Below are 22,292 nucleotides of genomic sequence, written 5' to 3'. Positions count from 1 at the left end.
CGCCGCCTCACTCCCGTACCACCCGGAAGGTCTTCAATTCCGGATCGGCGGCGTCGGGCAGGGTCATCCCGGCTTCCCTGCCGGCCCGCAGGTAGGTCACCACCGCCTCGTTGAAGCGCTCCCCCGGCAGCACCGCCGGCACCCCGGGCGGGTACGGGCTGACCATCTCCGCGGCGATCCGGCCGACCGGGTCGGTGACCTGCTCGGTCTCGGCGAAGAACGCGTCCCGCGGGTTCATCGCCTGCTCCAGGTTCAGATCCTCCAGCGGCGGTACGGCCGGGGCCGGGCGGTCCGGCGCGGGCGGCCGGGCGGCGAGCCGCTCCAGTGCCGTGGCCAGGCGTGCGATGGCGGCGTCGTCGTCGGCGTAGGTCAGCGAGCAGACCACCCGCCGGGCGTCACCGAGCTGGGTGGTGAGCCGGCACTCCGACTGGAGCCACTCCCGCGCCTGGTAGCCGGTGATGCCCAGGCCGGTGACGTCGACGCTGAGTTTCAGCGGATCCCATTCGGCGACCGCGTCGTGCCCGATGATCGACTCGTTCATGATCCCCAGCCCGGCGACGGCGCTGAGGCGTTCCCGCAGTCCGCTCGCCCGGCGCAGGGCCGCGGTGAGCAGCTGTTCGCCCTCGCGCACCATCCGGCGCCGGAAGCCGTCGATGGCGCCGAACATCAGCGGCGACGGGCTGGTCGTGGTGATCAGATCCAGTCGCAGGCGCAGGTCGACCGGGTCGACCCGGTCACTGCCGAGCAGCATGATCGACGACTGGCACAGGCCGCCGTCGGCCTTGTGCAGGCTCTGCACGACGATGTCCGCCCCGGCCCGTACGGCGGCGGTGGGCATCTCCGGGTGGAACGGGAAGTGCCCGCCCCACGCCTCGTCGACCAGCAGCGGGATGCCGTGCCGGTGACAGATGCGGGTGATGGCCCGGACGTCGGCGCCCGTACCGTACTCGGTCGGGGTGATGATCAGCGCGGCGCTGATCTCCGGATGCCGGCGCAGCGCCTCGGCCACGTCGTCGGCCGCCGCCGGATGGGCGATCTGGTTCTCGTGATCCCATCGTGGCCGCAGCCAAACCGGATGCGCGCCGGCCAGGATGAGCGAGGCCACCACCGACTTGTGCACGTTGCGGTCGACCAGGATGGTGCGGCCCGGGCCGGTCACGGTGAGCATCGCCGTGTGGATGGAGATGCTGGATCCGCAGGTGGTGAAGACGGCCTGACGGGCGCCGACCGCGTCGGCGAACAGCTCCTCCGCCTCCGGAACCGCCGATTTGGCGCTGATCACGTCGGCCTCGAACGCCCCGCGCGACAGCACCGCCGCCGTCCGGTCGTCGACACCACGGCCGAGCCGGTGCCCGGGCAGGGCGAACGTGTAGCTGTCCGTGCGCCGGAACTCTTCGATGGCTTCCAGTACGGGAGCGCTGTCATGGTTCATGGGTTACCGCCTACCCCACCGGCCCGGCCTCATTCCGCTGCGCGGCTGCGGCCTGGCGACGGAGATCGTCCGCGCCGGTGGGCAGCCGGCCGTCATCGGTCACCGGCCGGGCCCGCCGGGCGAGCCGGCCGTGCTGCCCTACGCGCATCACCACGTCCAGCGGCGGAGAGCTGCGGCCGGCCGTGCCGCATCGACACGACCGGCCCCGGTTACGACGCCTTCCGGCCGTGGCGGTGCTGCGGGAACGCTTTCCCGAGGCGGCGATGCTGGTCACCGGCATCGAGGACCCCTACTGTGCCGCGCACGGGCCGAACGAGAGCCTGCACCTGGCCGACTTCACCCGTACCTGCCTGGCCGAGATCCTCCTGCTGCGCAACCTGGCCGCCGCGTGACCACTCAGACCGAGACGGTCACGCTCCGATCGCCCGGAACGTCCCCGCCGCAGCCGCAGTGACCGCCGCAGCCCTCCTGCCCACCGCCGCCGATCAGGTCGTGCATGCCGTCGAGCAGATCGGCCAGGCTGACCTCGGCGGCGGCCACCAGCAGGGGTACGACCAGGTCGTTCTCCTTGGCCAGATGCGTGGCGAAGACGGCCTGCAGCGCGCGGGCCGCGGCCGCGGCGGCGACCGGCGCGCTGGTCTCCTCCAGTTCGGCGACCAGGGCCGCGATGGTCCGGTGCTCGTCGAGCATGCCGTCGACCAGCAGCCGCCCCTCCGGCCGGGCGGCGGCCGCCGGATACAGGGCGTTCTCCTCGGCGTACGCGTGGGGCAGCAGTTCGGTGTGCAGCCAGCCCAGCAGGGCGTCGCGGTGCTGCCAGACCTGCCGCAGCCCGCCCGTCTCGGCGGCCGTGACGAGGTCGGTGACGTGCCCGGTCAGCGCGGCGGCCAGTTGCCGGTGGTGGGTCACCACGGCCTGGGCGGCGCGGGCGTCGGCATCGGTGTTGTGGGACATCAGCCCTCCTGGTTTCAACGCTGTTCGCCGTCATGACGCTATTGACCGCGGAAACCAGGCGAGTAGGGCCGAACGGCGTGACCACGGGGACTGCCCGGCACCGGGCGCTGGGGCCGGACAGCCGGTGACGATCCTCGGGTCGGTCCGGGAGCCGCCGGCGGCCGTCTCCGCCAGCCTGGCGCTATCATGCGCCCACAAGATCAAATCGAGGCTTAGGGGAGCCACCGACGTGCGGACCACGAGCTTGACCATGCTGACGACAGTCGTGGCCACCGCCGCGGTACTGACTCCGAACGCCGCCGTGGCGGCACCGAGGAAGCCGGTCACGATGAGGTTCGCGGCGTCCGCCACCTCGGCCCCGCGCGGCAGCACCGTCACCCTGACCGGGCGGGCCCACTACAAGGCCACCGGCAACAAGGCCAAGGTGGACATCTACTTCGCGAAGGCCGGTGCCGGCTACCGGCTGTTGACGTCGACCACGGCGAACGCGCACGGCGACTTCCGCAAGACCGTGACGGCCACGACGACCGGCACGTACAAGGCCGTCTACCGGGGCAACACCAGGCGCAAGCGGGCCACCGCCGCCGACGCCCTCACCGTCTACATCAACCAGACGACGACCAGGACGCTCTTCACGCACGCCGAGGAGGACGCGGACTGCGCCGCCGCCAAGCCCAACGCCTGCACCTTCTCCGGCCCGACGATCACCATCGGGAACACCCCGATCACGGTGACCGGCATCCTGAGGTGCGAGCGCCCGAAGCCGGCCATGGGGGTCCGGTTCACCGACTCCCCCGACAGCCCGAAGCCCCCGGCCAGCCCCGGCAACATGCTCGCCGGCCCCGGCTGGGTGGTCGCGTACTACCACGGACTCGGCACCGTCACCATGCCCACCCCGCTGTCACTCACCGGCGCGTTCCACGTGTGGGTGGGCAGCACTCCGTTCGAGAGCACGACGGCCATCTGCGACTGGTCGGTGACCGCCACCCAGCCCGTCACCGAACGGGTCACCGTCTAGCCGCGGACTGCTCGACATCCCGCGTACGACGACTCAGATCTGGCTGAGATCGACCTCGACGGCGAAGGGCGCGGTCAATTTCACGATGCCGGTGAAGACCTCGCCGTCGCGGTAGCGGCCGGTCGCCGGGTCGAGGACGTACGTGTAGACGAGAGGCACACCGGTGACTGCCTGCTCAACACGCCAGTAGAACGGGATACCGGCCCTCGCGTACTGGTCGGTCTTGACGATCCGGTCGGTCGTCTCCGAGCCGGGTGAGACCACTTCGACCACCAGGAGGACATGCTCGGGCCTCGTAGGGGTGACGTCGATGGTGTCCGCCCGGTACACCGTCACGTCAGGGCGACGGTTGTTGAGCGGCACGTCCTGGAGCCGGACGTCGAAATCGGTGTCCGCGTTCCAGTCCGGTCCCGCGGCGCTGTCCAGAGCGTTGGCAAGGAGCCGGGCCAGACGGTTGTGCCGCTTGGACGCGCTCGGACGCACGAGAACCATCCCATCCACGATCTCGATGCCCGCGCACTGTTCTTCTGTCCATGTCGCGTACTGCTCGGCCGTGACCTGCTCATGCATCCAGGCCGGCGCGACCATCTCAGCGGTCATACACACCTTCTGAATGTGATCGGCTACCGCCCTGAACATACCGTGAATCCGGTGGCCGGCCGCCTCTCGGCCGCCCGGTGTCAGCGGCCACCACCCGCTCCCGACACGAGGAACACGGCGCCCAAATCGCTCATGACACCTCAGTAGCCGCATAAGATCATCATTTGGTCGGCGAGACGGGGCAGCGCACGACAGCGCAGAGAAGAGGCACGACATGGACTTCACGCCCACCAGGACGGCCTGGATGACCCGCCGGCTACCGAAAGGGCTGGACGTGACCTGGTTGCCGGTCGGGACCCCGGCCGTCGGCGACCTGCTGGCCTGCGAGGTGATCACCCCGTCCCTGCTACGGCACCTCGACACCGCCGACGGCCGGCGCTCCATGCTCTACCCCGGCGACCGGTTCACGTGCGTGGTGGGCAACCGGTACTCGACGTCGGTGTTGCAGGGCCGCGGCCGTGTCACCGGGGACGTCACCGAGATGCTCAGCGCGTCCGGCCTCTGCGGTGAGGTGGTGGGGCGCAGCGCCGACGTGGCCGCGCCGACGACGCTTCGGGTGCTCGCTCAGGCCCACCACGCGGACCGCCCACTCAACGTCCGGTCGTTCCTCCTGCCGCCCGCCCAGCCGATCGGCCCGACACCGACCTGGATCGTGGTGGCCGGTTCGGCGATGGATGCCGGCAAGACGACCGCCTGCGCGTCGATCATCCACGGTCTCACCGGCGCCGGATACCGCGTCGGCGCCGCCAAACTCACCGGCACGGCGAGCCCGCGCGACCTGTCGTCGTACCGCGACGCCGGCGCCGACCCGGTGCTCGAGTTCCTGGACATGGGCTGGCCGTCGACCGACGGCTGCGACCGGGCGGACCTTGCGGCGATCGTCGCCGGGCTCACCGGCCAGCTTCAGGCCGCGGCGGTCCAGGTGGGGGTGCTGGAGATCGCCGACGGACTGCTGCAACGCGAGACCGAGCTGATCCTGCGGGCCCTCTCCGGCTGGCTCGGACCGACACACATCGTGCTCGCGACCCGGGAAAGCCTTTCGGCCGTCGCCGGAGCCGGGCAGTTGCGCCAGATGGGCCACGACGTTCTCGCGGTCACCGGGGTCGTGACCAACAGCCCACTCGCCTGCCAGGAGGTCGAACTGGCCGGCGCCGGGCCGTGCATCCCCACCGCGGGTCTCGGCACCGCCGTCGCGTCGTTCGTCGAGCAGCTGGGTGACCGGCAGGCAGAGCGGCCCGCACCGGTCGCCGCCGCGTGACCGTACCGGTGATCGCCGGCCGGCCGAGGGCGCAGGGATGCTGAGGGCGGCATGGCGGTTCCGGCGGTTCCTGCGCCCGCACGCGCCGGCCCTCGGCGCCGGCGCGTCGCTGGTGGTGTTGGGAACACTGCTCGCCCTGGCGCAGCCGTGGCCGCTCCAGGTGATCGTCGACGGGGTCGTCGGCGGCCGGCCTCAGGACGGCTGGCTTCCCACCCTGATCGCCGGATCGAGCGGCGACCGGTCCGTCGTCCTCGTCCGGGCACTGGCGGCGACCGTGCTCCTGGTCGGCCTGTCCGCACTGATCGGCTACGTCAGCGACCTGCTCATGAACCGGTCCGGGGCACGGATCATCGTGACCATCCGCGGTGCCCTGTTCGCCCACGTACAGCGCCTCTCGCTGTCGTTCCACCTCGGCCAGCGGGTCGGCGACCTGGTCGCCCGGCTCACCACCGACATCGACCGCTCGCAGAACATGCTGGTGGCGATCTTCGACACGCTGATTCCGAACACGGTGATGCTGGCCGGACTCGCCGTGGTGATGGTGCTGGTCGAACCGTCCTTCGGACTGCTGGCGCTGAGCATCGCGCCGCCGTTGTTCCTGGTGACCTACCACTTCACCCGCAAGATCAGGCGCGCGTCCCGGTCGGCCAGGGAAGCCGATGCCGGCCTGGCGGCGATGACCACCGAGACGCTCGGCGCGATCCGGGTGGTGCAGGCGTTCGGCCGGGAGGGACTCGAGGACGACCGGTTCGCCGGCCACAGCCGGGAGAGCCTGACGGCCGCCCTGCGCGCGATCAGACTCCGGGCCGGCCTGCCACCGCTGGTCGATCTGGTGTCACTGGCCGGCACCCTGCTGGTCACCTACGTCGGGGTCCAGCGCGTACTCGACGGCCGGATGAGCCTGGGGGTGCTGCTGGTGTTCCTCAGCTACCTGCGGTCGTTGTACCGGCCGATGCGGGCGCTGTCGAAGATGTCCTACGTCGTGAGTCAAGGGGTGGCCAGCGCGGAACGCGTCGACGCCATGCTGCGCACCGAGGACACGATTCCCCAGGCCCGCGACGCCCGGCCGGTCCGCCGCCTACGCGGGCGGGTGGAGTTGCGCGACGTCACCTTCGCCTACGGCCCGGCGAAACCGCGAGTGTTGAACGCGGCCAGCCTGGCCGTCGAGCCGGGCGAGCACGTCGGCATCGTGGGCCGTACCGGCGCCGGCAAGTCCACCCTCGTCAGCCTGATCCCCCGGTTCTACGACCCGCAGGCCGGCAGCATCCTGCTCGACGGCATCGACGTCCGGGAACTGCACCTGACCGGCCTGCGCCGGCAGATCAGCCTGGTGCTGCAGGAACCGTTCCTGTTCCACGGCACGATCATGGACAACATCCGGTACGGCGATCCCGCGGCGTCCGCCGACCGGGTGTGGGAGGCCGCCGCACGAGCACACGTCACCGAGTTCCTCGACCGGCTCCCCCACGGGCTCGACACCAGGATCGGGGAACGCGGCGGAACCCTGTCCGGCGGGCAACGGCAGCGCATCGCCATCGCCCGCGCCATGCTGCACGACGCCCCCATCCTGATCCTCGACGAACCGACCACCGGCCTGGACCGCGACTCCGAGGCGCTGGTGCTCGACGGCCTGCACCGGCTCACCCACGACCGCACCACCTTCGTCATCTCGCATCACCCCGCCGCGCTGGCCCGGGTCGACCGGATCATCGAGGTCCGCGACGGGCGCCTGAACCCGGGAGTGTCCACGCGATACCGGCGGCGTGACCATGGTGCCGACACGCTCGCGGATCGGCGCCCTCATCAACGTCGGTGACGTGCTGACGCCCGGCCCGCTCGGCTGAGCCCTCGGCCGCGCCGCATCCGGGTTCAGCCGGACCCAGCCGAGCCGATCGCCGCACGTCGATCTTTCCGGGATGCTTGTTTCTGCACATCCTCGAGACAGGCGGGGGTAGACCCGCACCGGCGCCGCAGCTCCTCGAACGACGGATTGCCGGCATGGACCTTGAGCCGGCGCAGACATGCCACGAAGTCGGCGACGCTTTCCGCGCGCGCCACATCAGGTGCCGATCGCACCGGTCCACCCCCCGTATGGATCCACCGGTCGCATCACGCCTGCACACCGTAGCGTCCACAGTCGACGCCACACCAACTAGGATCGGCGGTTCGCCCGGTACCGGACCACATCGCGAGCGGACATGACGACGATGACGGCGAGGAACAGACCACCGCCCACGGTGAACATGATCGGCAGGCCGGTCCAGCCGTGCCAGCCGCGAATCACCCGGGCACTTCCGCCGGGATCATTCGTACGGTAGGAGAGCTCGACTGTCCGGCCCAGCCGCGGAGTCACGCTGACGATATCCGCGTCGTCGCACGTCGCGGTCTCGCCGGTCCTCGTCTGAAAGGTATAGACGGGCCGATAGCGGGTCTTCCAGACCTTCCGCCGCCGATCGGTGGCGCGTTCGGTGCGGAAGCCGGTCATGGTCGCCGTCGTGACGACGCCGTCGGCGTACGGCGCCTGCCCCGACCGCAGCTCCAGGCCCAGGCCCAGGAACGAGGCCGCGGCGGTGGCCAGCACGATCGAGGCGACGACATTCACGACCTTCATTGCCCGATGGTAGGAGGCCTGCTCAACGCCTACAGCCGGCCGTGTACGACGAGCAGGGTGGCGCCGAGCGCACCGGCCGTGATGAAGAGCGTGGCCGCCGCCGTGAGCAGAAGCGCGCCCTTGCTACGGCGTAGCAGTGCGGCGAGGTGGACGCTGGTGCCCATGCCGAACAGGGCGGCGCCGAGCGCGATCGTCTGCAGGGTGCCGATCCAGCCGAGCGCCGGCTGCGGTAGGACGTCCGTGCTGCGCAACGCCGCGCAGGCGAGAAAGCCGAGGACGAACAGCGGGATCAGCGGAGGGCGTACGGTCTCGCCGCCGGTGCGGGGTGACCGGATCCGGCGCAGCGCGCTCACGCCGGCGACGACCGGGGCGAGAAGCAGGACCCGGGTGAGTTTGACGACGACCGCCACGGTGACGACGGCCGCGCCGGCCGGGCTGGCGGCGGCCACGACCTGGCCGACCTCGTGTACCGCCGCGCCGGTCCACACGCCGTACTGCACGTCGTCGAGACCGAGCGGCGAGCGCAGCAGCGGAAACACCGTCAGCGCGATGGTGCCGAACAGGGTGATCATCGCGATGGCGGTGGTGACGTCCTCCTCGTCGGCTTCGGCGGCGTCCTCCATGGCGGCGATGGCCGCCGCGCCGCAGATCGCCACACCGGTACCGATGAGCAGGCTGCGCGGCCCGCCCAGGCGCATCCGGGCGCCCAGCCAGGTGGTGCACAGGAGGGTGGCGAGCAGCGTGCCGGCGACCGCGGCGACGACGGGTGCGCCGAGCGCGGCTATCGCATCGATCGACACCGAGAACCCGAGCAGTGTCACGCCCGCTCGCAGCAGCCGCTTGGTGAGCCGGTCGAGGACGGCTCGGCCGCGGCGGGGCAGCAGGTTGAGGTTCGCGGCCGCGACGCCGAGGGCGACCGCCCAGGTGAGCACGCCGATCTGGGGCACGATCCGGTGGCCGAGCAGCGCGCCGCCGAGGCCGGCCGCGGCCACCAGCAGGCCGGGTACGAGACCCGGCTGCCGGTGGCGGCCGGCTGGTGCCGGGGCGGCGACGTCCGTCGCGGTCAACGTCCGGCCAGTTCGCGTTTGAGGATCTTGCCGGTCGCCGTCATCGGCAGTTCGTCGACGAACTCGACGATGCGGGGGTACTTGTAGGACGCCATGGTCTCGCGGCACCAGGCGATCAGGTCGCCTTCGGTGACCGCGCCGGAGCGGATCACGAAGGCCTTGACCTCCTCGCCGTAGCAGGAGTGCGGCACCCCCACGACGGCGGCGAGGGACACCGCCGGGTGGGTCAGCAGCACCTCCTCGATCTCGCGGGGATACACGTTGAAGCCGCCTCGGATGATCATGTCTTTGGCGCGGTCGACGATGTAGTAGAAGCCGTCCGCGTCCCGCCGGGCCAGGTCCCCGGTGCGGAACCAGCCGTCCCGCATCACCTCGGCGGTCGCCTCCGGCCGTCGGTGGTAGCCCTTCATGATGTTGTGGCCGCTGACGGCGATCTCGCCGATCTGGTCCGCGCCCTCGATCGTTCCCCAGTCGGCGTCGATCAGTTTGACCTGGACACCCCAGATCGGTACGCCGATGGAGCCGGGCCGGGGATCGCGTTCCGGGTCGCTGAACGTGGCGACGGGTGAGGTCTCGGACAGGCCGTACCCCTCCAGGATCCGCACCCCGAACCGTTCCTGGAACTGGTTGATGATCTCCACCGGGAGCGACGCGCCGCCCGAGACGGCCACCCGCATGTGGCGGGCGATCTCCGCCACGTCGACGCCCTCGTGCAGCGCGCCGAGCAGGCCCCAGTACATCGTCGGCACCCCGGCGAAGAAGGTGATCTTCTCCCGTTGCAGCAGCGCGACCGCCTGCTCGGCCTGGAACCGTGGCAGGAGCACCAGGGTCGAGGCGACCGCGAAGCCGGCGTTCATCTGCACGGTCGAACCGAACGAGTGGAACAGCGGCAGCGTGATCAGATGCCGTTCGTGGCCGGTGGCGAGGTTGCCGAACAGGCGGTTGCAGGTGAGCGCGTTGAGCACCAGGTTGCCGTGCGACAGTTCGGCACCCTTGGGCTGCCCGGTCGTTCCGCTGGTGTAGAGGATGACCGCGGTGTCGGTCTCGTTCGTGGCCACCGTGCCGAAGGCGCCGGACCGGCCGGCGAGTGCTTGACCGAGGGTGCGCGCGCCCTCGATCGGCGAGGCCGCCGCCGGGTCGGCCGTGATGAGCAGGAACCGCTCGCAGCCGGGCGTCTGCTGGAAGCCGGCGAACCCCTCGGCGCCCATCGGTAGCTCGGCGGTGCCCTCGAAGCACAGGTAGGCCGTGGCCTGCGAGTCCGCCAGGTGATAGGCGATCTCGCGGCTTTTGAGAAGCACATTCAGCGGTACGACGACCGCGCCCGCTTTGAGGATGCCGTAGTAGGCGATCGGGAAGTACGGCAGGTTCGGGCAGGACAGGGCGACCCGGTCGCCCGGCTGGACGCCCAGGTCCGCCAGCAGGCCGGCCACCTGATCGGCGGCCCGGTCGACGTCGGCGTACGACATCCGGGTGTCGCCGAGCACGACCGCGTCGCGGTCCGGGTGCCGTCGGGCGCTGTCTTCCAGCAGGGTGGCGAGGTTGAGGATCATGGTGGCGCCTTCGCGTGGTCGAGTTCGTTGATGAGCGGCCCGGCTCCCGGCCAAGGGCCGTAGCCGGATGCCGGGTTGAGATGGCCCACGGCGCCGAGGTCGTGGTGGCGGCTGCCCCAGGCGCCGGCGAGGGCCCGGACCCGTGACGGATCTCCGAGCGGGTCGTCGGAGCTGGCGGCCACGACGCTGGGGAAGGGCAGCGGCAGCCGGGGTATCGGCAGCCAGCCGTGGTCGGCCAGGGTGGACAGCGAGGGGTAGACGGCGGGTAGCGGCGCCGCCAGGTCCGGTGGAGTGGCCAGGAGCGCGCCCCGCACCTGCCGGGCGGTGGCGGGGTGGCGGGCGGCCCAGTGGACGGTGACGATCACGCCGGCGCTGTGCGCCACGATCACGACCGGTTCGCCGGCCGCCTCGACCGCGAGGTGCAGCGCCGTGACCCGCTCGTCCAGGCTCGGGTTCTCCCGTCCGAGCGGCATGACGGGCCGAACGTTCGCCAGGCCGTCGGCGAGCCTGGTCTGCCAGTGGTCGGGTACGTGCCCGCGGAGCCCGGGCACTGTGATGATCACTGCGCCCGGGCCGGGGGTCACGCGGTGTCCCCGTCCGGAGCGCCGGTGGCCGCCACGGTTTCGAGCCGGCGGATGCTGGACGGGTAGGCCTGGCGTCCCGCGATCAGCAGGATGACGGCGGCCACCGCCGCGAGCGGGACGTATCGCATGGCGGTTTCCAGGCCGAGCCGGTCGGCGAGGGCGCCGGTCACGATCGGGCCGGCGGCCAGGCCGAGCACGTTGTTGAAAAGGGTGAGGGTGCCGAACGCGGTGGCCCGGATCGATTCGTGGGTCAGCCGGGCCACCATGGCGCCGGTGGGCCCGGTCGTGCCGGCGGCGAAGAAGCAGCCCAGCGCGAGCAGCATTTGCTGCGCTCCGCCCGGCCGCACCGCGAAACCGGCGCCGAGGAAGATCAGGGTCAGGGCCGCGAAGACGATCGCGGTGGTCCATTTGCCGATCGGCCGGGCCTGCCCGAGACGGTCGGTGATCATCCCGCAGACGACCATGCCGGCACCCATGATCAGGATGAAGATCGCGGCGACTTTGGCGGCCCGGTCCGGCGCCATGTCGTACGCCCGGTTGAAGTAGCTGGGCAGCCAGGCGAACAGTGATCCGGCGATGAACAGTTGCAGCCCGCCGCCGAGGTAGGCCAGGACGACCGCGGGGGTGGAGAAGAGTGTGGTGAGGCGGGCGCGCTGGTGTCCGGCGGCCAGTGCCGGCCCGGTGTCGGCGTTGTCGCCGACCCGGTGCGCGGCCAGTTTACGTTCGTTGATCGTCGCCAGGTAGAGGCCGGCGAGGACCAGTCCGAAGATGCCCATGACGGCGAATGCCCAGCGCCATCCGAACTGGACGGCGAGCACGCCGCCGAGCGCGACGCCGAGTACCGACCCGAAGGAGCCGGCGGCCATGAAGGCGCCGGTGAGGGAGGCCCGCCGCCGTGCGGAGAAGACGGCGAGGACGACGGCGAGGCCCACGCTGCCGTAGGCGGCCTCGCCCACGCCGATGAGCAGGCGGGCGGCGAGCAGATGGCCGTAGCCGGCGGCGAGGGCGCAGCCGAGGGTGGCGAGGCTCCAGACGGCCGCCATGACGATGATCGACCGCACGCGTCCCCATCGGTCGCCGACCAGTGACAGCGGGACCGCGAGCAGCCCGACGGTGAGGGCGACGACGCTGGTCAGGCTGCCCAGCTGGGTGTCGGTGAGTCCCCATTCCTCTTTCAGGAACGGGAACACCGCCGACAGGACCTGCCGCGACATGTAGTCCGACAGCAGGAGCCCGAACGTGAGTGTGAAGACGACCCACGGGAAGACCCGGGAGACCCGGATGGAAGGTGTGGCCGGCGACGCGACATCCGCGCTGACGGGCATGGCCATGTTCGCTCCAAGAATGAGCCGGGGGAAAGGTGGTATGCGTGACCAGAGGGGGTGAGGGCGTGGGGTACGGGCGCAGCGCACCCCACGCGAGCGGATCGGGCTGCGAACTCAGGCGTGGAAGGTGAAGCCGACCTGTCCCGGCTTGCGGTTGGGCGGGTAGCCCAGCTTGGCCAGGGCCTCGTCGGCACTGTCCCAGTACTCGCCGATCTTGTAGATGTCGCGGGCTTCCTTGCCGTCGGCGACCTTGCGGCCGAGTTCGCCGGCGATCCGTACGAGCTGCTCGACCTGCCGGACCGAGGTCATCTTCTCGCCCTTGGCGTACCAGAGGTTGTCCTCGTTGCCGCAGCGGGTGTGCAGGCCCATGGCGATGCCCATGGTGTTGATCGGCAGCACGGCACGCATGATCGATTCCAGGGTCAGGCTCGCGCCGTCCGGCACCCGGCGGATGAACTCCATCATGGTGTACGGGTTAGGGCCGTCGAAGCCGCCGCCGATCGCCACCCAGCTGATGTTGAGCGGGCCGGTGTAGACGCCCCGGCGGACCAGCCGCTCCACGGTCTCCAGCTGCGCGCTGTGGGCGAGCTGGAAATGCGGCTGGATACCGGCGGCACGCAGCCGCCTGAGGTGCTCCTCGACCCAGGCCGGCTCGGCCGGGACGACCATGTTGCGGAACGCCTCGTGCAGCGCGGGCCGCTCGAACGAGGTGCCGGCGATGTCGTCGGCGGTCATCAGCTCGACGATGTTCATCTGGCTGGTGTTGATGGCGATGGTGACCTGGTCCGGCGCCGGGTCCAGGGTGGTCAGCAGGTGCCGGGCCTCGTCCTCCAGCCACTTGGCCGCCTCACCCTCGTTCTCCGGGGTGAACGAGATCGACCCGCCGATCTGCAAGATCATGTCGGGTACGGCGTCGCGCAGCCGGCCGAGCAGCTCGTTGAACATCGACATCCGCTTCGAGCCCTTGCCGTTGAGCTCACGCACGTGGATGTGCAGCACCGTCGCGCCGGCTTCGTAGCAGTCGACCGCGGCCTGGACCTGCTGGTCCATCGTCACCGGGATGTCCTCGGGGAAGTCGTCCGGCTCCCACTCCGGCCCGTACGGGGCGGCGGTGATGACCAGCTTCTCCTGGGTCTCGGGCCACAGCGAGTCGTCGAGGAAATGCATGAGGGGGTCTCCTGTCCGGGGGAAGGGCGGTCAGAACGTCTTGTCGCCGATGACCCCGGCGCGTTCCATCTTGCGTACGGCGGGCCAGTAGTCCTGTACGGCGTAGTGCTGGGTGCTGCGGTTGTCCCAGATCGCGAAGCTGTTGCGGGTCCAGCGCCAGCGCACCTGGTACTCCGGGATGGCGGCCTGCCGGATCAGGTAGTTCAGCAGTTCGCTGCCACCGGGGGTGTAGTCGAACCCGAACCGCACGTTCGCCGGGGTGTGGAAGTTGGTGAAGTGCGTGGTGAACGCGTTGACGAACAGCACCTTCTCACCGGTCTCCGGATGGGTGCGGACCACCGGGTGCTCGGCGTCGGGGAACCGCTCGTGCAGAGCGAGGCGCTGCTCGACCGGCATGTTCGCGCCGAACGACGCCTCGATGCTGTGCCGGGCCCGCAGCCCCTCGATCCGGGCCTTCACGTCCTCGGGCAGCCGCCGGTACGCCTCGGCCATGTTCACCCAGATCGTGTCACCACCGACCGGCGGGCCCTCGACCATCCGCAGCACACAGCCCAGCGGCGGCGCCTCCCGCCACGTCGCATCACAGTGGTAGGCGTTCTCGTAGTGCTCCGCCGGGCTGTCCAGGTCCTTGTAGATACGCACCAACCCGGGATGGTCCGGATCACTGCCGGCCACCGGGTGGTCCTCGAGGGGCCCGAACCGTTCCGCCAGCGCCACGTGCTCGGCCCGGCTGATGTCCTGATCCCGCACGAACAGCACCTTGTACCGCAGCAGCAGTGACTTGAGTTCGGCGAACAGTTCGCTGTTGCGCGAGACCTCACCGAGGTCCACACCGCGCAACTCGGCGCCGATGTGCACCGTCAACGGATGCACCTCGAAAGCGAGGGCCGGGGCGATGGTGTCCTGCATGGGATTCCTCCGGTGGGTAGCGGGGATGTCAGTCGACGGTGAAGACCGAGGAGCCGATGCTGCGGCCGGCCTCCAGGTCCCGATGCGCTTGGACGGCCTGGTCGAGCGGGTACCGCTGGTTGATCCGCACCTTGATCCGGCCGGTCGCGACGTGCTCGAACAGCTCCCCGGCGAGTTCGGCCCGCTCCGCCTCGTCGGCGATGTAGTCGGCCAGCGCCGGCCGGGTGACGAACACCGAACCGTGGATCGCCAGCTGCATCGCGTCGATCGGCGGCACCGGACCGGACGAGGTACCGAAACACACCAGCAGCCCACGACGCCGCACCGACCGCAACGACTGCTGGAACGTGGCCGCGCCGATGCTGTCGTAGACCACCGGCACCCCGGCTCCGCCGGTCAGCTCCCGCACCCGGCCGGCCACGTCCTCGCGCGGATAGACGATGGTGTGCGCGCAACCGTGCGCCCGCGCGACCTCGGCCTTCTCCTCGGTGGAGACCGTCCCGATCACGGTGACGCCCAGCAGGCTCGCCCACTGCGTGAAGATCAGACCGACGCCACCGGCCGCGGCGTGCAACAACACGGTGTCACCCGCCGCCAGCGTGGCGATACGCCTCAGCAGATAGGCCGAGGTGAGACCACGCATGGTCATGGCCGCCGCCGTCTCGAACGAGATGCCGTCCGGCAGCCTGATCAACGAAGCCACCGGCATCACCCGGCTGGTGCTGTACGCGCCGAGCGGACTCCCGGTGTAGGTCACCCGGTCCCCGGCCGCGAAGCCCGTGACACCGGACCCGACCGCCTCGACCACACCGGCCGCCTCCACACCCAGACCAGCGGGTAGTTCAGCGGGGTAGAGCCCACTGCGGAAGTAGGTGTCGGCGAAATTGAGACCGACCGCATGATGCCGTACCCGAACCTCGCCCGGACCCGGCTCACCCACCTCCACCGACTCCCACCGCATGACCTCCGGCCCGCCGGACCGGTAGAAGCGGATGGCCTTCGCCACGGGTTACCTCCAGGGGTAGGTGCCGCTGTCGGACGCACGAACGACGCTCGCAAGGGCCGAGCGGCCCGTGATACGGGCAACAGTAGGCGTGACGCTCGCCACATGCTTTACTCAGCGGGACATATTTCTTGCCCTGCCGGGACATGCGGAGGGATATTTGCGACCTTCCATCAGATACGCGACCTTGAGTGGCTACCTACAGCTCGCTCAATCGTTCGACATCGATCCGGATGCCCTGATGCTCGCCGTCGACCTCGACCCGGCGGATCTGGCCACCCCCGACAAATGGGTGCCGGCAGTCCGCGTCGCCCGCCTGCTGGAGCTGTCCGCCCGGACGTCCGGGCACGCCGACTTCGGGCTGAGGCTGGCCGAGTACCGCCGGCTGTCGACGCTGGGCCCGCTCAGTCTCGCCCTGCGCGGCGAGAGCACCCTGCGTGACGCGCTCAGCCTGCTGATCCGCTACGAACACACCTACAACGAGGCGATCCGGATCCGGCTGGTGGAGGCCGAAGGGCTCGCGTCCGTCCGCCTGTGGTTCGAGATGGGCGAGCCGGCACCGTCGGCCCAGGCCGAGGAACTCGCGGTCGGCGCCCTGCACGGCATCGTCCGCGAGGTCATCGGCTCCCGATGGCAGCCACTGGCGGCGTGTTTCACACACGGCGCGCCGGAGAACGCCGACACCCACCACCGGCTGTTCGGCGGCCGCGTGCACTTCGGCCACGACTTCACCGGCCTGGTCTTCTACGCCAGGGACCTCGGCACGCCGAACAGGCTCGCCGGCGCGGAACCGGTCAGCCACCACGACGGAATGCTCGATTCGCTGGCCGCGCCACGAGGGGCCACCACCACGGACCGGGTCAGGGACCTGGTGGAAGTGCTGTTGCCGACCGGCCGCTGCGGCGCCGAACAGGTGGCTCACAGCCTGGGCATGGACCGGCGGACCCTGCACCGGCACCTGGCCGCCACCGGAGAGACCTTCACCTCGACAGTGGACCTGGTCCGGGCCGGGCTGGCCGAACGCTACCTGTCCCACCAGCGCTACCGGCTGACCGAGATCTCCGACCTGCTGGGCTTCGCCGCCCCCAGCGCCTTCACCCGCTGGTTCCGCCGCCGCTTCGGCGACAGCCCCAGCAAATGGCGAGCCCGCCGCACGGAGCTGCCCTCCGGCTGATCAGGCGCGCAACGGCCCTTTCCCGGACTCCGCCTGCAGGAACGTCACGTCAAGGCCGCTCAGATACTGCTCCCGCTCCGCGAGGAAGCGCTTGGTGTGGGGCTGCTCCTCGTGGAAGTCGAAAGCCGCACGGTCGGCGTACAACTCGTAGAACACCCGAACCAGCGGCTCGGCCGGCACCGTGTGGACCACGTACGCCAACGTGTCCGGCTCCAGCCGTTCGATCTCCGGCTCGGTCTCGGAAACGAGTGCGTCGAATGCCGCCGCTGCCGCCTCATCACGCAACTCGAAGCGGACGACTAGGCCGAATCCCCTGCTCACTGCCCCTCCATCGGAAGTCGCGCCGCCCCGGTCACGGCCGGCGGCCGAGGGCCCGGGCGCTCAGCGGGCTGAGTCGCGGCGACGCGAGGACGCGCTCCTCCAGGAATCGAACGACCGGGTGGCCGGTGACCGCCGAGCGCCGGACGACGGAGTGGATGCCGCCGGCGAACTCGGACAGGGCCTCCAGGTCACCGGCGTAGCGGGTGAACTCCTCCGGCGTCACGTAGAAGATGGTCGGCCGGGGAGGATCGCCGTCACCGGCCCAGTCGAAGGGCCAGGCGAGTTGCTCCTCGGTGCCGGCGCGGGCCGGATCAGGGGTGACCGAGTACTGCGCCGTCAGGATCTCCAGCAGGCGAGCCTGAGCGGGCGTCGTGAAGTCGGCGATGTCCTCGGGCAGCGTGTCCAGCGACCACGGGCGCTCCGTGCCGGGAGCCGGCACGAACGACACCGAGACGGTCTGGTTGAGGTCGAAGGTGTACATGCCGTCGTACAGGAAGGCGTTTTCGGCCTCCTCGTCCCAACCGCGCGCTCGTACCCGAACGTTGTAGTCGGCGTCCGACCCCAGTTTCACCGGTCAACCCCCTTTCTCGCAGGCTAGCGGCCGCCCAGGATCCTGCGGATCTCGGGCTCGTAGGCCGCCTCCTCGCGCTTGCCGGTGACCACGCCGCCGCCGGGGGTCCGCACCTCGAACGCCTGCTCGTCGGTGACCACGCCGCGGGCCTCGTCGTCGGCCGGGTGGACGCCGGCCGTCCGCTCGTCACCGACCCGGCGCCGGTTGAGCTCGGGCGAGACGGTCCCGGGCTTCTCCACCCGGGCCGGACCGGTGGCGCTGGTCGCGGCACGGCTGCGCAGTTCCTTCGGCACCTCTTCGAGGTGGGACACACGGCTGCCGGCCGGTGGCGGCGCGGGGGCGTCGATGATCGGGTTGCCGGCGGCGGCGCGGGCCTGTTCGGCGCCGAGCCAGGACGGACCCGCCGTGGTGGTGGGGGCCGTCCGGCTCCGCGACGGGGTGGGCGGCTCAGAGGTACGCGTGGGCCGCTGCAACACCGGCGGGGTCGTGCCGTCACGCGGCGTGGTGTCACCGCCGGTGGGCGCGGTGGGGCGCATCTCCTGCCGGCTGCCGGGGCGGACCCGGTCCCGGTCGCCGGTGGGATTCTTCAGCACCGGCGGTGCGGTGTTGCCGGTCGAGCGGCCGAAGGCGTCGTCGCCGGCGGCGGTCGGCTTGACCGGCGTGCGCTGGCCCGAGCGGTCGTCCCGGCCGCGCTCGCCCGGCCGGCCCGGCTGCGGCCGGCCCGGGTTCGCCTGGGATGGATCGGCCGGCACGTTCGGCCGGCGCAGCGTCTTGCCCGGCGGTTGGGTGGATCCGGGCGGGAGCTGGCTGCCGCCGCCCGGTCCTTTGGTGAAGGCGTTCTTGGTCAGCTGGCCGGGATTCGGCGGCTTGCTCGTGTTCGGCGCCGGCGGGGCGGCCGCCTTGTTCAGCTGCGACGGCGCCGGGCCGGGGCCGGGGCTGGTGGCCGGTGGTTTCACGCCCGGGTTGGTGAACGCCGGGGGCGGCGGTGGCAGGGTGGCGAGCACCGGCGGGTTCACCGGCGGGTTCACCGGATTCGATGTGCCCGGGTTCGAGGGCAGATCGATCGCCGGCGCCTCCGGCGCGTCGGACGGTGCCTTCGGCGGGGTGGTCGTCGGCTTGTCCCCGGCCGGCGGCGGCGGGGCGGGCGGCTGGTTCTGCTGAGCCGGTGGGGGCGGCGGCGGGACGCCCGGCGGCAGCGTGCCGGGATTCGGCGCGCCCGGAGGCAGCGACGGCGCGTTCGGCAGGGCCGGTTTGCCCGGCGTGTTGAGGACCACGTTCATCGGGCGGTAGGGCGGGCCGACACCGGTGTTCACCATCGAGGTGTACTCGTAGTGCTCGTTGCCGACCCGGTAGGCGAGTTCCTGGGCCCGTCGTTGGAAGTCCCGGGTGACCTGGTCGACCTGCTCCTTGACCTGCTGCTGCTTGGAGTCGTCCCAGGTCTCGAAGCCGTAGTGCCGGGAAACGTCGACCCATTCGCTGAGCTGGCCGGCGAAGTCGACCTTCTGGGCGTTCTTGAGTGCCTGTTCGTACTCGGTCCAGAGGGTGTCGATGTCACGCCGGGCGTCGATGGTGATCTGCGTGAGATGGCGCAGGGCGGTGACGTTCTTCTGGACGGCGTCCATCCAGACGTCCAGGTAGGCGAGGGCCTCGCCCGGGCCTTTGCGCAGGAACGCGTCCCGGGCCTGCGGCGACTCCCAGCGTTCGTCGTGCAGCAGGGTGCTCTCCCGCAACACGTACGTCCGGACGTTGTCCAGCACGGTCCACGCGTTCTGCCACTGGTCGCCCAGCGCCGAGATCTGCTCCGGGTGCATGTTGTGGATGCGTGCCCGGACCTCCTCGATCGTCATGTTGTTGCCGTCGCCGGCCTTCGACGTGAACGGTTCCGACGACGACTCGTGCTGGCCGTAGTGCAGCTGCCCGCTGTACGGGCTGTATCCGTAGTTCGGATCCGCCTTGGCGCCCCAGTAGTCGACCATGTGCTCAGAGGCTGCCGTTCAGGTACGGGTCGTACTTCTCGTTGAGAGGTTTCTGCACCCCGGGCTGCCCCTCGGTCTCGGCGCCGATCACGATCCGGTCGGTCACGTCGCCCTTCGCGTTGTACGTCGTCTCGGTGCGCGCACCGGTCTCCGGGTCGATCGTGACCTCGCGGCGCCCGCCCGTGCTGGTCTGCGCGGTCTCGCCGGTCATCTCGCCCTTGCCGTCGTACGTGGTCGTCGTGGTGGTCGTGGTGTCACCGCTCGTGACCACCTTCACCTGCTGGTTCCTGGTGGCGTCGTACGACGTCGTGGTGCGGGTGCTGCTGGTCGACACCACGCCGCCCTTGCTGTTGTAGACCGTGGTCGTGACGACCGTCGTACCGGTGCCCGGAATCGTGGTCGTCACCACCTCGCGGGTCTGACCGGTGACCACGTTCTCCGAGGTCAGCGTCGACTGGTACGGCGACTGGACGGTGGAGGTCGCCGGACCCCACTCGGCGCTCGTCTCGGTCGGCGGCGTGACACCGGCGGTGCCCGCGCGCAGCGCCTCCTCGTACGTCTGCCCGATGCCCTTGGGCAGCCCGGCCGGGCGCGGGACGTTCTTGTCGCCGAAGGCGAACAGGACGTCGTTGAGGTCCGCGGCGCCGATGGCGTCGCCGTTGCCGTAGATGTCCGCGATGGTCTGGGCCGCGGAGCCCACGTTGAACAGGGTCTCGCCGAGATTGCCGAGATAGGCGCTCAGCTCGGAGGCGTTGCCCAGCAGCTGCGACCGCAGGAAGGCCGCCTCGCCGAGCACCATGCCGTTCCACGCCTCGACCGGCATGCTGAACAGCTCCTTGAGGTGGGCGGCGCGCCCGGCCAGGTCGAATCGCTGGTCCAGCATGTCCTTGGCGTAGTCGCGCAGGCCCTCGACATCGACCTTCAGTGGGTCGCCACTCACCCACGGTGTGTGGGTGTTCGCGTACGTCTCCGAGGAGTACGGCGCGGTCTCCCCTGGTTCGTGGCCCATCCTGCCTCCCCCGTCCTGGCTGTCCGTCCGACACGACCGTAGCGCTGCCAGGGTAATCGGCCGGGAGCGTGGTGGCGAAGAAGGACTTGAATACCGATCGCGGCACGACCCGTTGATGCGAATTGGCCACTCCGGGTGGCCGCGGCTGGACGATCACCGTTACCGTCAGCGTTCGATGCAGAATCGTGTGCCGCTTCGATCGGAGCGAGCCGACACCGAGAGGCGGGGTGAACCACTTTGTCAGCGACACCCGGAATGGGCCAGGTCCATGCCACCCAGGACCAGCTCAACGCGATGGCGCAGCGGTGTGAGGACACCGGCCAGAACATCACGACCGGCATGGCGCAGCTTCTGGACCGGGTCCAGTCGCTCGGCGGCGGGGGCATGGCGGGCGCGGCCAACAACGCTCTTCAGGACGTTTCCGTGCAGCTCAACGAGGGTCTCAAGAAGATCATCAACGCGCTCGACGAACTGGCCGGCAAGATGAGCAACGCCTCCACGCAGTACGGCGTGAACGACGAGGACGCGGCCAACGAGATCCGCGCCGCGGCGGCCGCCACCGGCGACAGTTCCGTGATCAGCATCCTGCGCGGCTGAGGGGAGATTTCGACATGAGCATCACCTACAACTTCGGTCAGATCAACGACGTCGCCACCGCGATCGGAACGTTCCAGGGCCGGATGGACCAGGATCTGAACGATCTCTACACGGCGTTCACCCAGCTGTTCGCGCAGGACTGGCAGGGTCAGGCGGGCACCGCCTGCGACGAGGCCCGGCAGAAGTGGAACCAGGGCGCCACCGAGATCAAGACCGCGCTGGCCAGCGTCGGCGTGAAGCTCGGCGCGTCGGCGGACCGGATGCAGCAGATCGACCAGCAGATCGCGGCCGGAATGTAGTGGAGCCGACCGGCACCGGCTGGACATCCCCATCGGATCGTCCGGCCGGTCGCCCGGCCGGGTGAGAGAGGCGAGAGAGTTGGCGGACGTACCGGGGCGACCCGACTGGGGCGTGCTCCGCGGCATGATGGCCGACCTGCAGAAGGCCACCAAGAGCCTGCCCGACCTGCAGCGCAGGATGCTGGAGGTGACCGGCACGGCCTGGTCACCGGACGGCATGATCAAGGCGGTCGTCGGCCCGCGCGGGCATCTGCTCGAGCTGGACATCGACCCGCGGGTGCTGCGCCAGCCGAACTCGAAGGCCCTGTCGGCGAGCATCGTGCGGACCGTGCGCGCGGCCGTCGAGAACGCCGGCGAACAGAGCCGTGAGCTGCTCAGCGGCAGCCTGCCCGGCGACCTGCGGGCCATCGGCGACACCGACATGACCACGTTCGTCGGCAGCCACGACGCCGACGTACGCCTGCGGAGCGAGGATCGCGAATGAGCAACTTCGTGGAGATCAGGTCCAGCCCTGCCGAAATCATCAGCATCGCCACCGGCCTCCGCAACCGCGGGGCCGACCTGGTCACGGCGGTGTCCGGCATCTGTCACGAGATCGAGGCGCAGGAGCGGGAACCCAAGACGTTCCCGAGCGACCAGTTCACCGACCCGTTCGTGGCGCAGTACAAGAAGGTCGCCGACGCCACCGACGGCGACGGCCACCCGGCCAACGAAGCCGTACGGCTCGGCGCCGCGTACTGCGGCACGAAACTCACCGAGATCGGCGACTTTGTCAACAAGGCGATGGTCAACTACGACGCCGGCGACCAGCAGGGCGCGACCGAGATCAACCAGAGCGCCCGCTGACGCATGAGCCACGAGGAACACGAG

The 22,292-nt window shown here is 70.4% G+C and carries 23 protein-coding genes and 1 pseudogene; 9 read left to right on the top strand and 15 right to left on the bottom strand.

What is annotated here, in order from left to right; genetic code table 11:
* Positions 1-7 precede the first annotated feature (7 nt).
* Positions 8-1,432: an aminotransferase class I/II-fold pyridoxal phosphate-dependent enzyme gene (locus tag J5X75_RS45390; RefSeq protein ID WP_208466975.1), complete on the bottom strand. Its 1,425-nt coding sequence runs from the start codon at positions 1,430-1,432 to the stop codon at positions 8-10.
* Positions 1,433-1,597: 165 nt separating this feature from the next.
* Between J5X75_RS45390 and J5X75_RS09595 the strand changes: the two are divergent.
* Positions 1,598-1,824, top strand: a pseudogene (locus J5X75_RS09595) (dipeptidase); the annotation flags it as partial.
* Between the two features lie 4 nt (positions 1,825-1,828).
* Here J5X75_RS09595 and J5X75_RS09590 read toward each other — a convergent pair.
* The gene (locus J5X75_RS09590; protein WP_238487604.1) at positions 1,829-2,383 is read right to left on the bottom strand and encodes a hemerythrin domain-containing protein; all 555 of its coding nucleotides are present in this window, start codon (positions 2,381-2,383) and stop codon (positions 1,829-1,831) included.
* A gap of 250 nt (positions 2,384-2,633) precedes the next feature.
* Between J5X75_RS09590 and J5X75_RS09585 the strand changes: the two genes are divergently transcribed.
* Positions 2,634-3,401 (top strand): hypothetical protein, encoded by a 768-nt coding sequence (locus J5X75_RS09585; RefSeq protein WP_208466973.1) that lies wholly within the window; start codon positions 2,634-2,636, stop codon positions 3,399-3,401.
* A 33-nt stretch (positions 3,402-3,434) separates the two neighbouring features.
* On the opposite strand, the gene J5X75_RS09580 is transcribed toward J5X75_RS09585, so the two are convergent.
* Entirely contained in the window at positions 3,435-4,001 is a 567-nt protein-coding gene (locus tag J5X75_RS09580; RefSeq protein ID WP_208466972.1) for a Uma2 family endonuclease, read from the bottom strand.
* Positions 4,002-4,215: 214 nt separating this feature from the next.
* On the opposite strand from J5X75_RS09580, the gene J5X75_RS09575 reads away from it, so the two are divergent.
* Together J5X75_RS09575 and J5X75_RS09570 are read left to right on the top strand one after the other, a co-directional pair.
* Entirely contained in the window at positions 4,216-5,259 is a 1,044-nt protein-coding gene (locus J5X75_RS09575) for a hypothetical protein (RefSeq protein WP_208466971.1), read from the top strand.
* Between the two features lie 37 nt (positions 5,260-5,296).
* Complete coding sequence (locus J5X75_RS09570; protein ID WP_208466970.1) at positions 5,297-7,075, top strand: ABC transporter ATP-binding protein; 1,779 nt, start codon at positions 5,297-5,299, stop codon at positions 7,073-7,075.
* A gap of 336 nt (positions 7,076-7,411) precedes the next feature.
* Here J5X75_RS09570 and J5X75_RS09565 read toward each other — a convergent pair whose 3' ends face one another.
* From J5X75_RS09565 to J5X75_RS09530, 8 genes are all read right to left on the bottom strand, one after another.
* Positions 7,412-7,870 carry a DUF3592 domain-containing protein gene (locus tag J5X75_RS09565; RefSeq protein ID WP_208466969.1) on the bottom strand — a complete coding sequence of 153 codons (459 nt, stop codon included), beginning with the start codon at positions 7,868-7,870 and terminating at the stop codon, positions 7,412-7,414.
* 29 nt (positions 7,871-7,899) lie between these two features.
* Entirely contained in the window at positions 7,900-8,937 is a 1,038-nt protein-coding gene (locus tag J5X75_RS09560) for a YeiH family protein (RefSeq protein ID WP_208466968.1), read from the bottom strand.
* On the bottom strand, positions 8,934-10,487 hold the full coding sequence (locus J5X75_RS09555; RefSeq protein ID WP_238487603.1) for a long-chain-fatty-acid--CoA ligase: 1,554 nt from the start codon (positions 10,485-10,487) through the stop codon (positions 8,934-8,936). The genes J5X75_RS09560 and J5X75_RS09555 overlap by 4 nt, the downstream gene beginning before the upstream one ends.
* Positions 10,484-11,038 carry an RBBP9/YdeN family alpha/beta hydrolase gene (locus J5X75_RS09550; RefSeq protein ID WP_208466967.1) on the bottom strand — a complete coding sequence of 185 codons (555 nt, stop codon included), beginning with the start codon at positions 11,036-11,038 and terminating at the stop codon, positions 10,484-10,486. Before J5X75_RS09550 ends, J5X75_RS09555 begins: the two co-directional genes overlap by 4 nt.
* Before the next feature lie 29 nt (positions 11,039-11,067).
* Entirely contained in the window at positions 11,068-12,402 is a 1,335-nt protein-coding gene (locus J5X75_RS09545) for an MFS transporter (protein WP_208466966.1), read from the bottom strand.
* Positions 12,403-12,510: 108 nt separating this feature from the next.
* The gene (locus J5X75_RS09540; RefSeq protein ID WP_208466965.1) at positions 12,511-13,563 is read right to left on the bottom strand and encodes a beta-keto acid cleavage family enzyme; all 1,053 of its coding nucleotides are present in this window, start codon (positions 13,561-13,563) and stop codon (positions 12,511-12,513) included.
* A gap of 30 nt (positions 13,564-13,593) precedes the next feature.
* Entirely contained in the window at positions 13,594-14,472 is an 879-nt protein-coding gene (locus tag J5X75_RS09535) for a TauD/TfdA dioxygenase family protein (RefSeq protein ID WP_208466964.1), read from the bottom strand.
* 28 nt (positions 14,473-14,500) lie between these two features.
* Complete coding sequence (locus J5X75_RS09530) at positions 14,501-15,478, bottom strand: quinone oxidoreductase family protein (RefSeq protein WP_208466963.1); 978 nt, start codon at positions 15,476-15,478, stop codon at positions 14,501-14,503.
* Between the two features lie 184 nt (positions 15,479-15,662).
* Here J5X75_RS09530 and J5X75_RS09525 point away from each other — a divergent pair, with 184 nt between their 5' ends.
* Positions 15,663-16,649 (top strand): AraC family transcriptional regulator, encoded by a 987-nt coding sequence (locus tag J5X75_RS09525; protein ID WP_208466962.1) that lies wholly within the window; start codon positions 15,663-15,665, stop codon positions 16,647-16,649.
* Here J5X75_RS09525 and J5X75_RS09520 read toward each other — a convergent pair whose 3' ends face one another.
* Genes J5X75_RS09520 through J5X75_RS09505 form a run of 4 tightly spaced genes read right to left on the bottom strand, consistent with a single transcriptional unit; the run spans position 16,650 to position 20,526 of the window.
* A complete protein-coding gene (locus J5X75_RS09520) occupies positions 16,650-16,970 on the bottom strand; it encodes a putative quinol monooxygenase (protein ID WP_208466961.1) in 321 nt (106 codons plus the stop codon).
* Between the two features lie 31 nt (positions 16,971-17,001).
* Positions 17,002-17,541 (bottom strand): hypothetical protein, encoded by a 540-nt coding sequence (locus J5X75_RS09515; RefSeq protein ID WP_208466960.1) that lies wholly within the window; start codon positions 17,539-17,541, stop codon positions 17,002-17,004.
* A 23-nt stretch (positions 17,542-17,564) separates the two neighbouring features.
* Positions 17,565-19,517: a hypothetical protein gene (locus tag J5X75_RS09510; protein WP_208466959.1), complete on the bottom strand. Its 1,953-nt coding sequence runs from the start codon at positions 19,515-19,517 to the stop codon at positions 17,565-17,567.
* Positions 19,518-19,521: 4 nt separating this feature from the next.
* Positions 19,522-20,526, bottom strand: a complete 1,005-nt coding sequence (locus J5X75_RS09505; RefSeq protein WP_208466958.1) for a hypothetical protein — start codon at positions 20,524-20,526, stop codon at positions 19,522-19,524.
* A 255-nt stretch (positions 20,527-20,781) separates the two neighbouring features.
* Between J5X75_RS09505 and J5X75_RS09500 the strand changes: the two genes are divergently transcribed.
* From J5X75_RS09500 to J5X75_RS09485, 4 genes are all read left to right on the top strand, one after another.
* Positions 20,782-21,123 (top strand): WXG100 family type VII secretion target, encoded by a 342-nt coding sequence (locus J5X75_RS09500; RefSeq protein ID WP_183221805.1) that lies wholly within the window; start codon positions 20,782-20,784, stop codon positions 21,121-21,123.
* Between the two features lie 14 nt (positions 21,124-21,137).
* Positions 21,138-21,422, top strand: coding sequence for a WXG100 family type VII secretion target (locus J5X75_RS09495; RefSeq protein WP_204299658.1), 285 nt, complete (start codon positions 21,138-21,140; stop codon positions 21,420-21,422).
* A gap of 79 nt (positions 21,423-21,501) precedes the next feature.
* A complete protein-coding gene (locus tag J5X75_RS09490; RefSeq protein ID WP_208466957.1) occupies positions 21,502-21,906 on the top strand; it encodes a YbaB/EbfC family nucleoid-associated protein in 405 nt (134 codons plus the stop codon).
* On the top strand, positions 21,903-22,268 hold the full coding sequence (locus J5X75_RS09485; protein ID WP_208466956.1) for a hypothetical protein: 366 nt from the start codon (positions 21,903-21,905) through the stop codon (positions 22,266-22,268). The genes J5X75_RS09490 and J5X75_RS09485 overlap by 4 nt, the downstream gene beginning before the upstream one ends.
* Positions 22,269-22,292: the final 24 nt, after the last annotated feature.

Source organism: Actinoplanes flavus (assembly GCF_017592555.1).
GTDB classification, from domain to species: domain Bacteria; phylum Actinomycetota; class Actinomycetes; order Mycobacteriales; family Micromonosporaceae; genus Actinoplanes; species Actinoplanes flavus.
The sequence above is the reverse complement of the archived record's forward strand: the minus strand, read 5'-3'. Positions and strand labels throughout refer to the sequence as shown.

Coding starts and splice junctions, on each gene's coding strand:
- J5X75_RS45390 (WP_208466975.1), bottom strand. CDS start 1,432: ATGAACCATGACAGCGCTCCCGTACTGGAAGCCATCGAAGAGTTCCGG.
- J5X75_RS09590 (WP_238487604.1), bottom strand. CDS start 2,383: ATGTCCCACAACACCGATGCCGACGCCCGCGCCGCCCAGGCCGTGGTG.
- J5X75_RS09585 (WP_208466973.1), top strand. CDS start 2,634: ATGCTGACGACAGTCGTGGCCACCGCCGCGGTACTGACTCCGAACGCC.
- J5X75_RS09580 (WP_208466972.1), bottom strand. CDS start 4,001: ATGACCGCTGAGATGGTCGCGCCGGCCTGGATGCATGAGCAGGTCACG.
- J5X75_RS09575 (WP_208466971.1), top strand. CDS start 4,216: ATGGACTTCACGCCCACCAGGACGGCCTGGATGACCCGCCGGCTACCG.
- J5X75_RS09570 (WP_208466970.1), top strand. CDS start 5,297: ATGCTGAGGGCGGCATGGCGGTTCCGGCGGTTCCTGCGCCCGCACGCG.
- J5X75_RS09565 (WP_208466969.1), bottom strand. CDS start 7,870: ATGAAGGTCGTGAATGTCGTCGCCTCGATCGTGCTGGCCACCGCCGCG.
- J5X75_RS09555 (WP_238487603.1), bottom strand. CDS start 10,487: ATGATCCTCAACCTCGCCACCCTGCTGGAAGACAGCGCCCGACGGCAC.
- J5X75_RS09545 (WP_208466966.1), bottom strand. CDS start 12,402: ATGGCCATGCCCGTCAGCGCGGATGTCGCGTCGCCGGCCACACCTTCC.
- J5X75_RS09540 (WP_208466965.1), bottom strand. CDS start 13,563: ATGCATTTCCTCGACGACTCGCTGTGGCCCGAGACCCAGGAGAAGCTG.
- J5X75_RS09535 (WP_208466964.1), bottom strand. CDS start 14,472: ATGCAGGACACCATCGCCCCGGCCCTCGCTTTCGAGGTGCATCCGTTG.
- J5X75_RS09510 (WP_208466959.1), bottom strand. CDS start 19,517: ATGGTCGACTACTGGGGCGCCAAGGCGGATCCGAACTACGGATACAGC.
- J5X75_RS09505 (WP_208466958.1), bottom strand. CDS start 20,526: ATGGGCCACGAACCAGGGGAGACCGCGCCGTACTCCTCGGAGACGTAC.
- J5X75_RS09500 (WP_183221805.1), top strand. CDS start 20,782: ATGGGCCAGGTCCATGCCACCCAGGACCAGCTCAACGCGATGGCGCAG.
- J5X75_RS09495 (WP_204299658.1), top strand. CDS start 21,138: ATGAGCATCACCTACAACTTCGGTCAGATCAACGACGTCGCCACCGCG.
- J5X75_RS09485 (WP_208466956.1), top strand. CDS start 21,903: ATGAGCAACTTCGTGGAGATCAGGTCCAGCCCTGCCGAAATCATCAGC.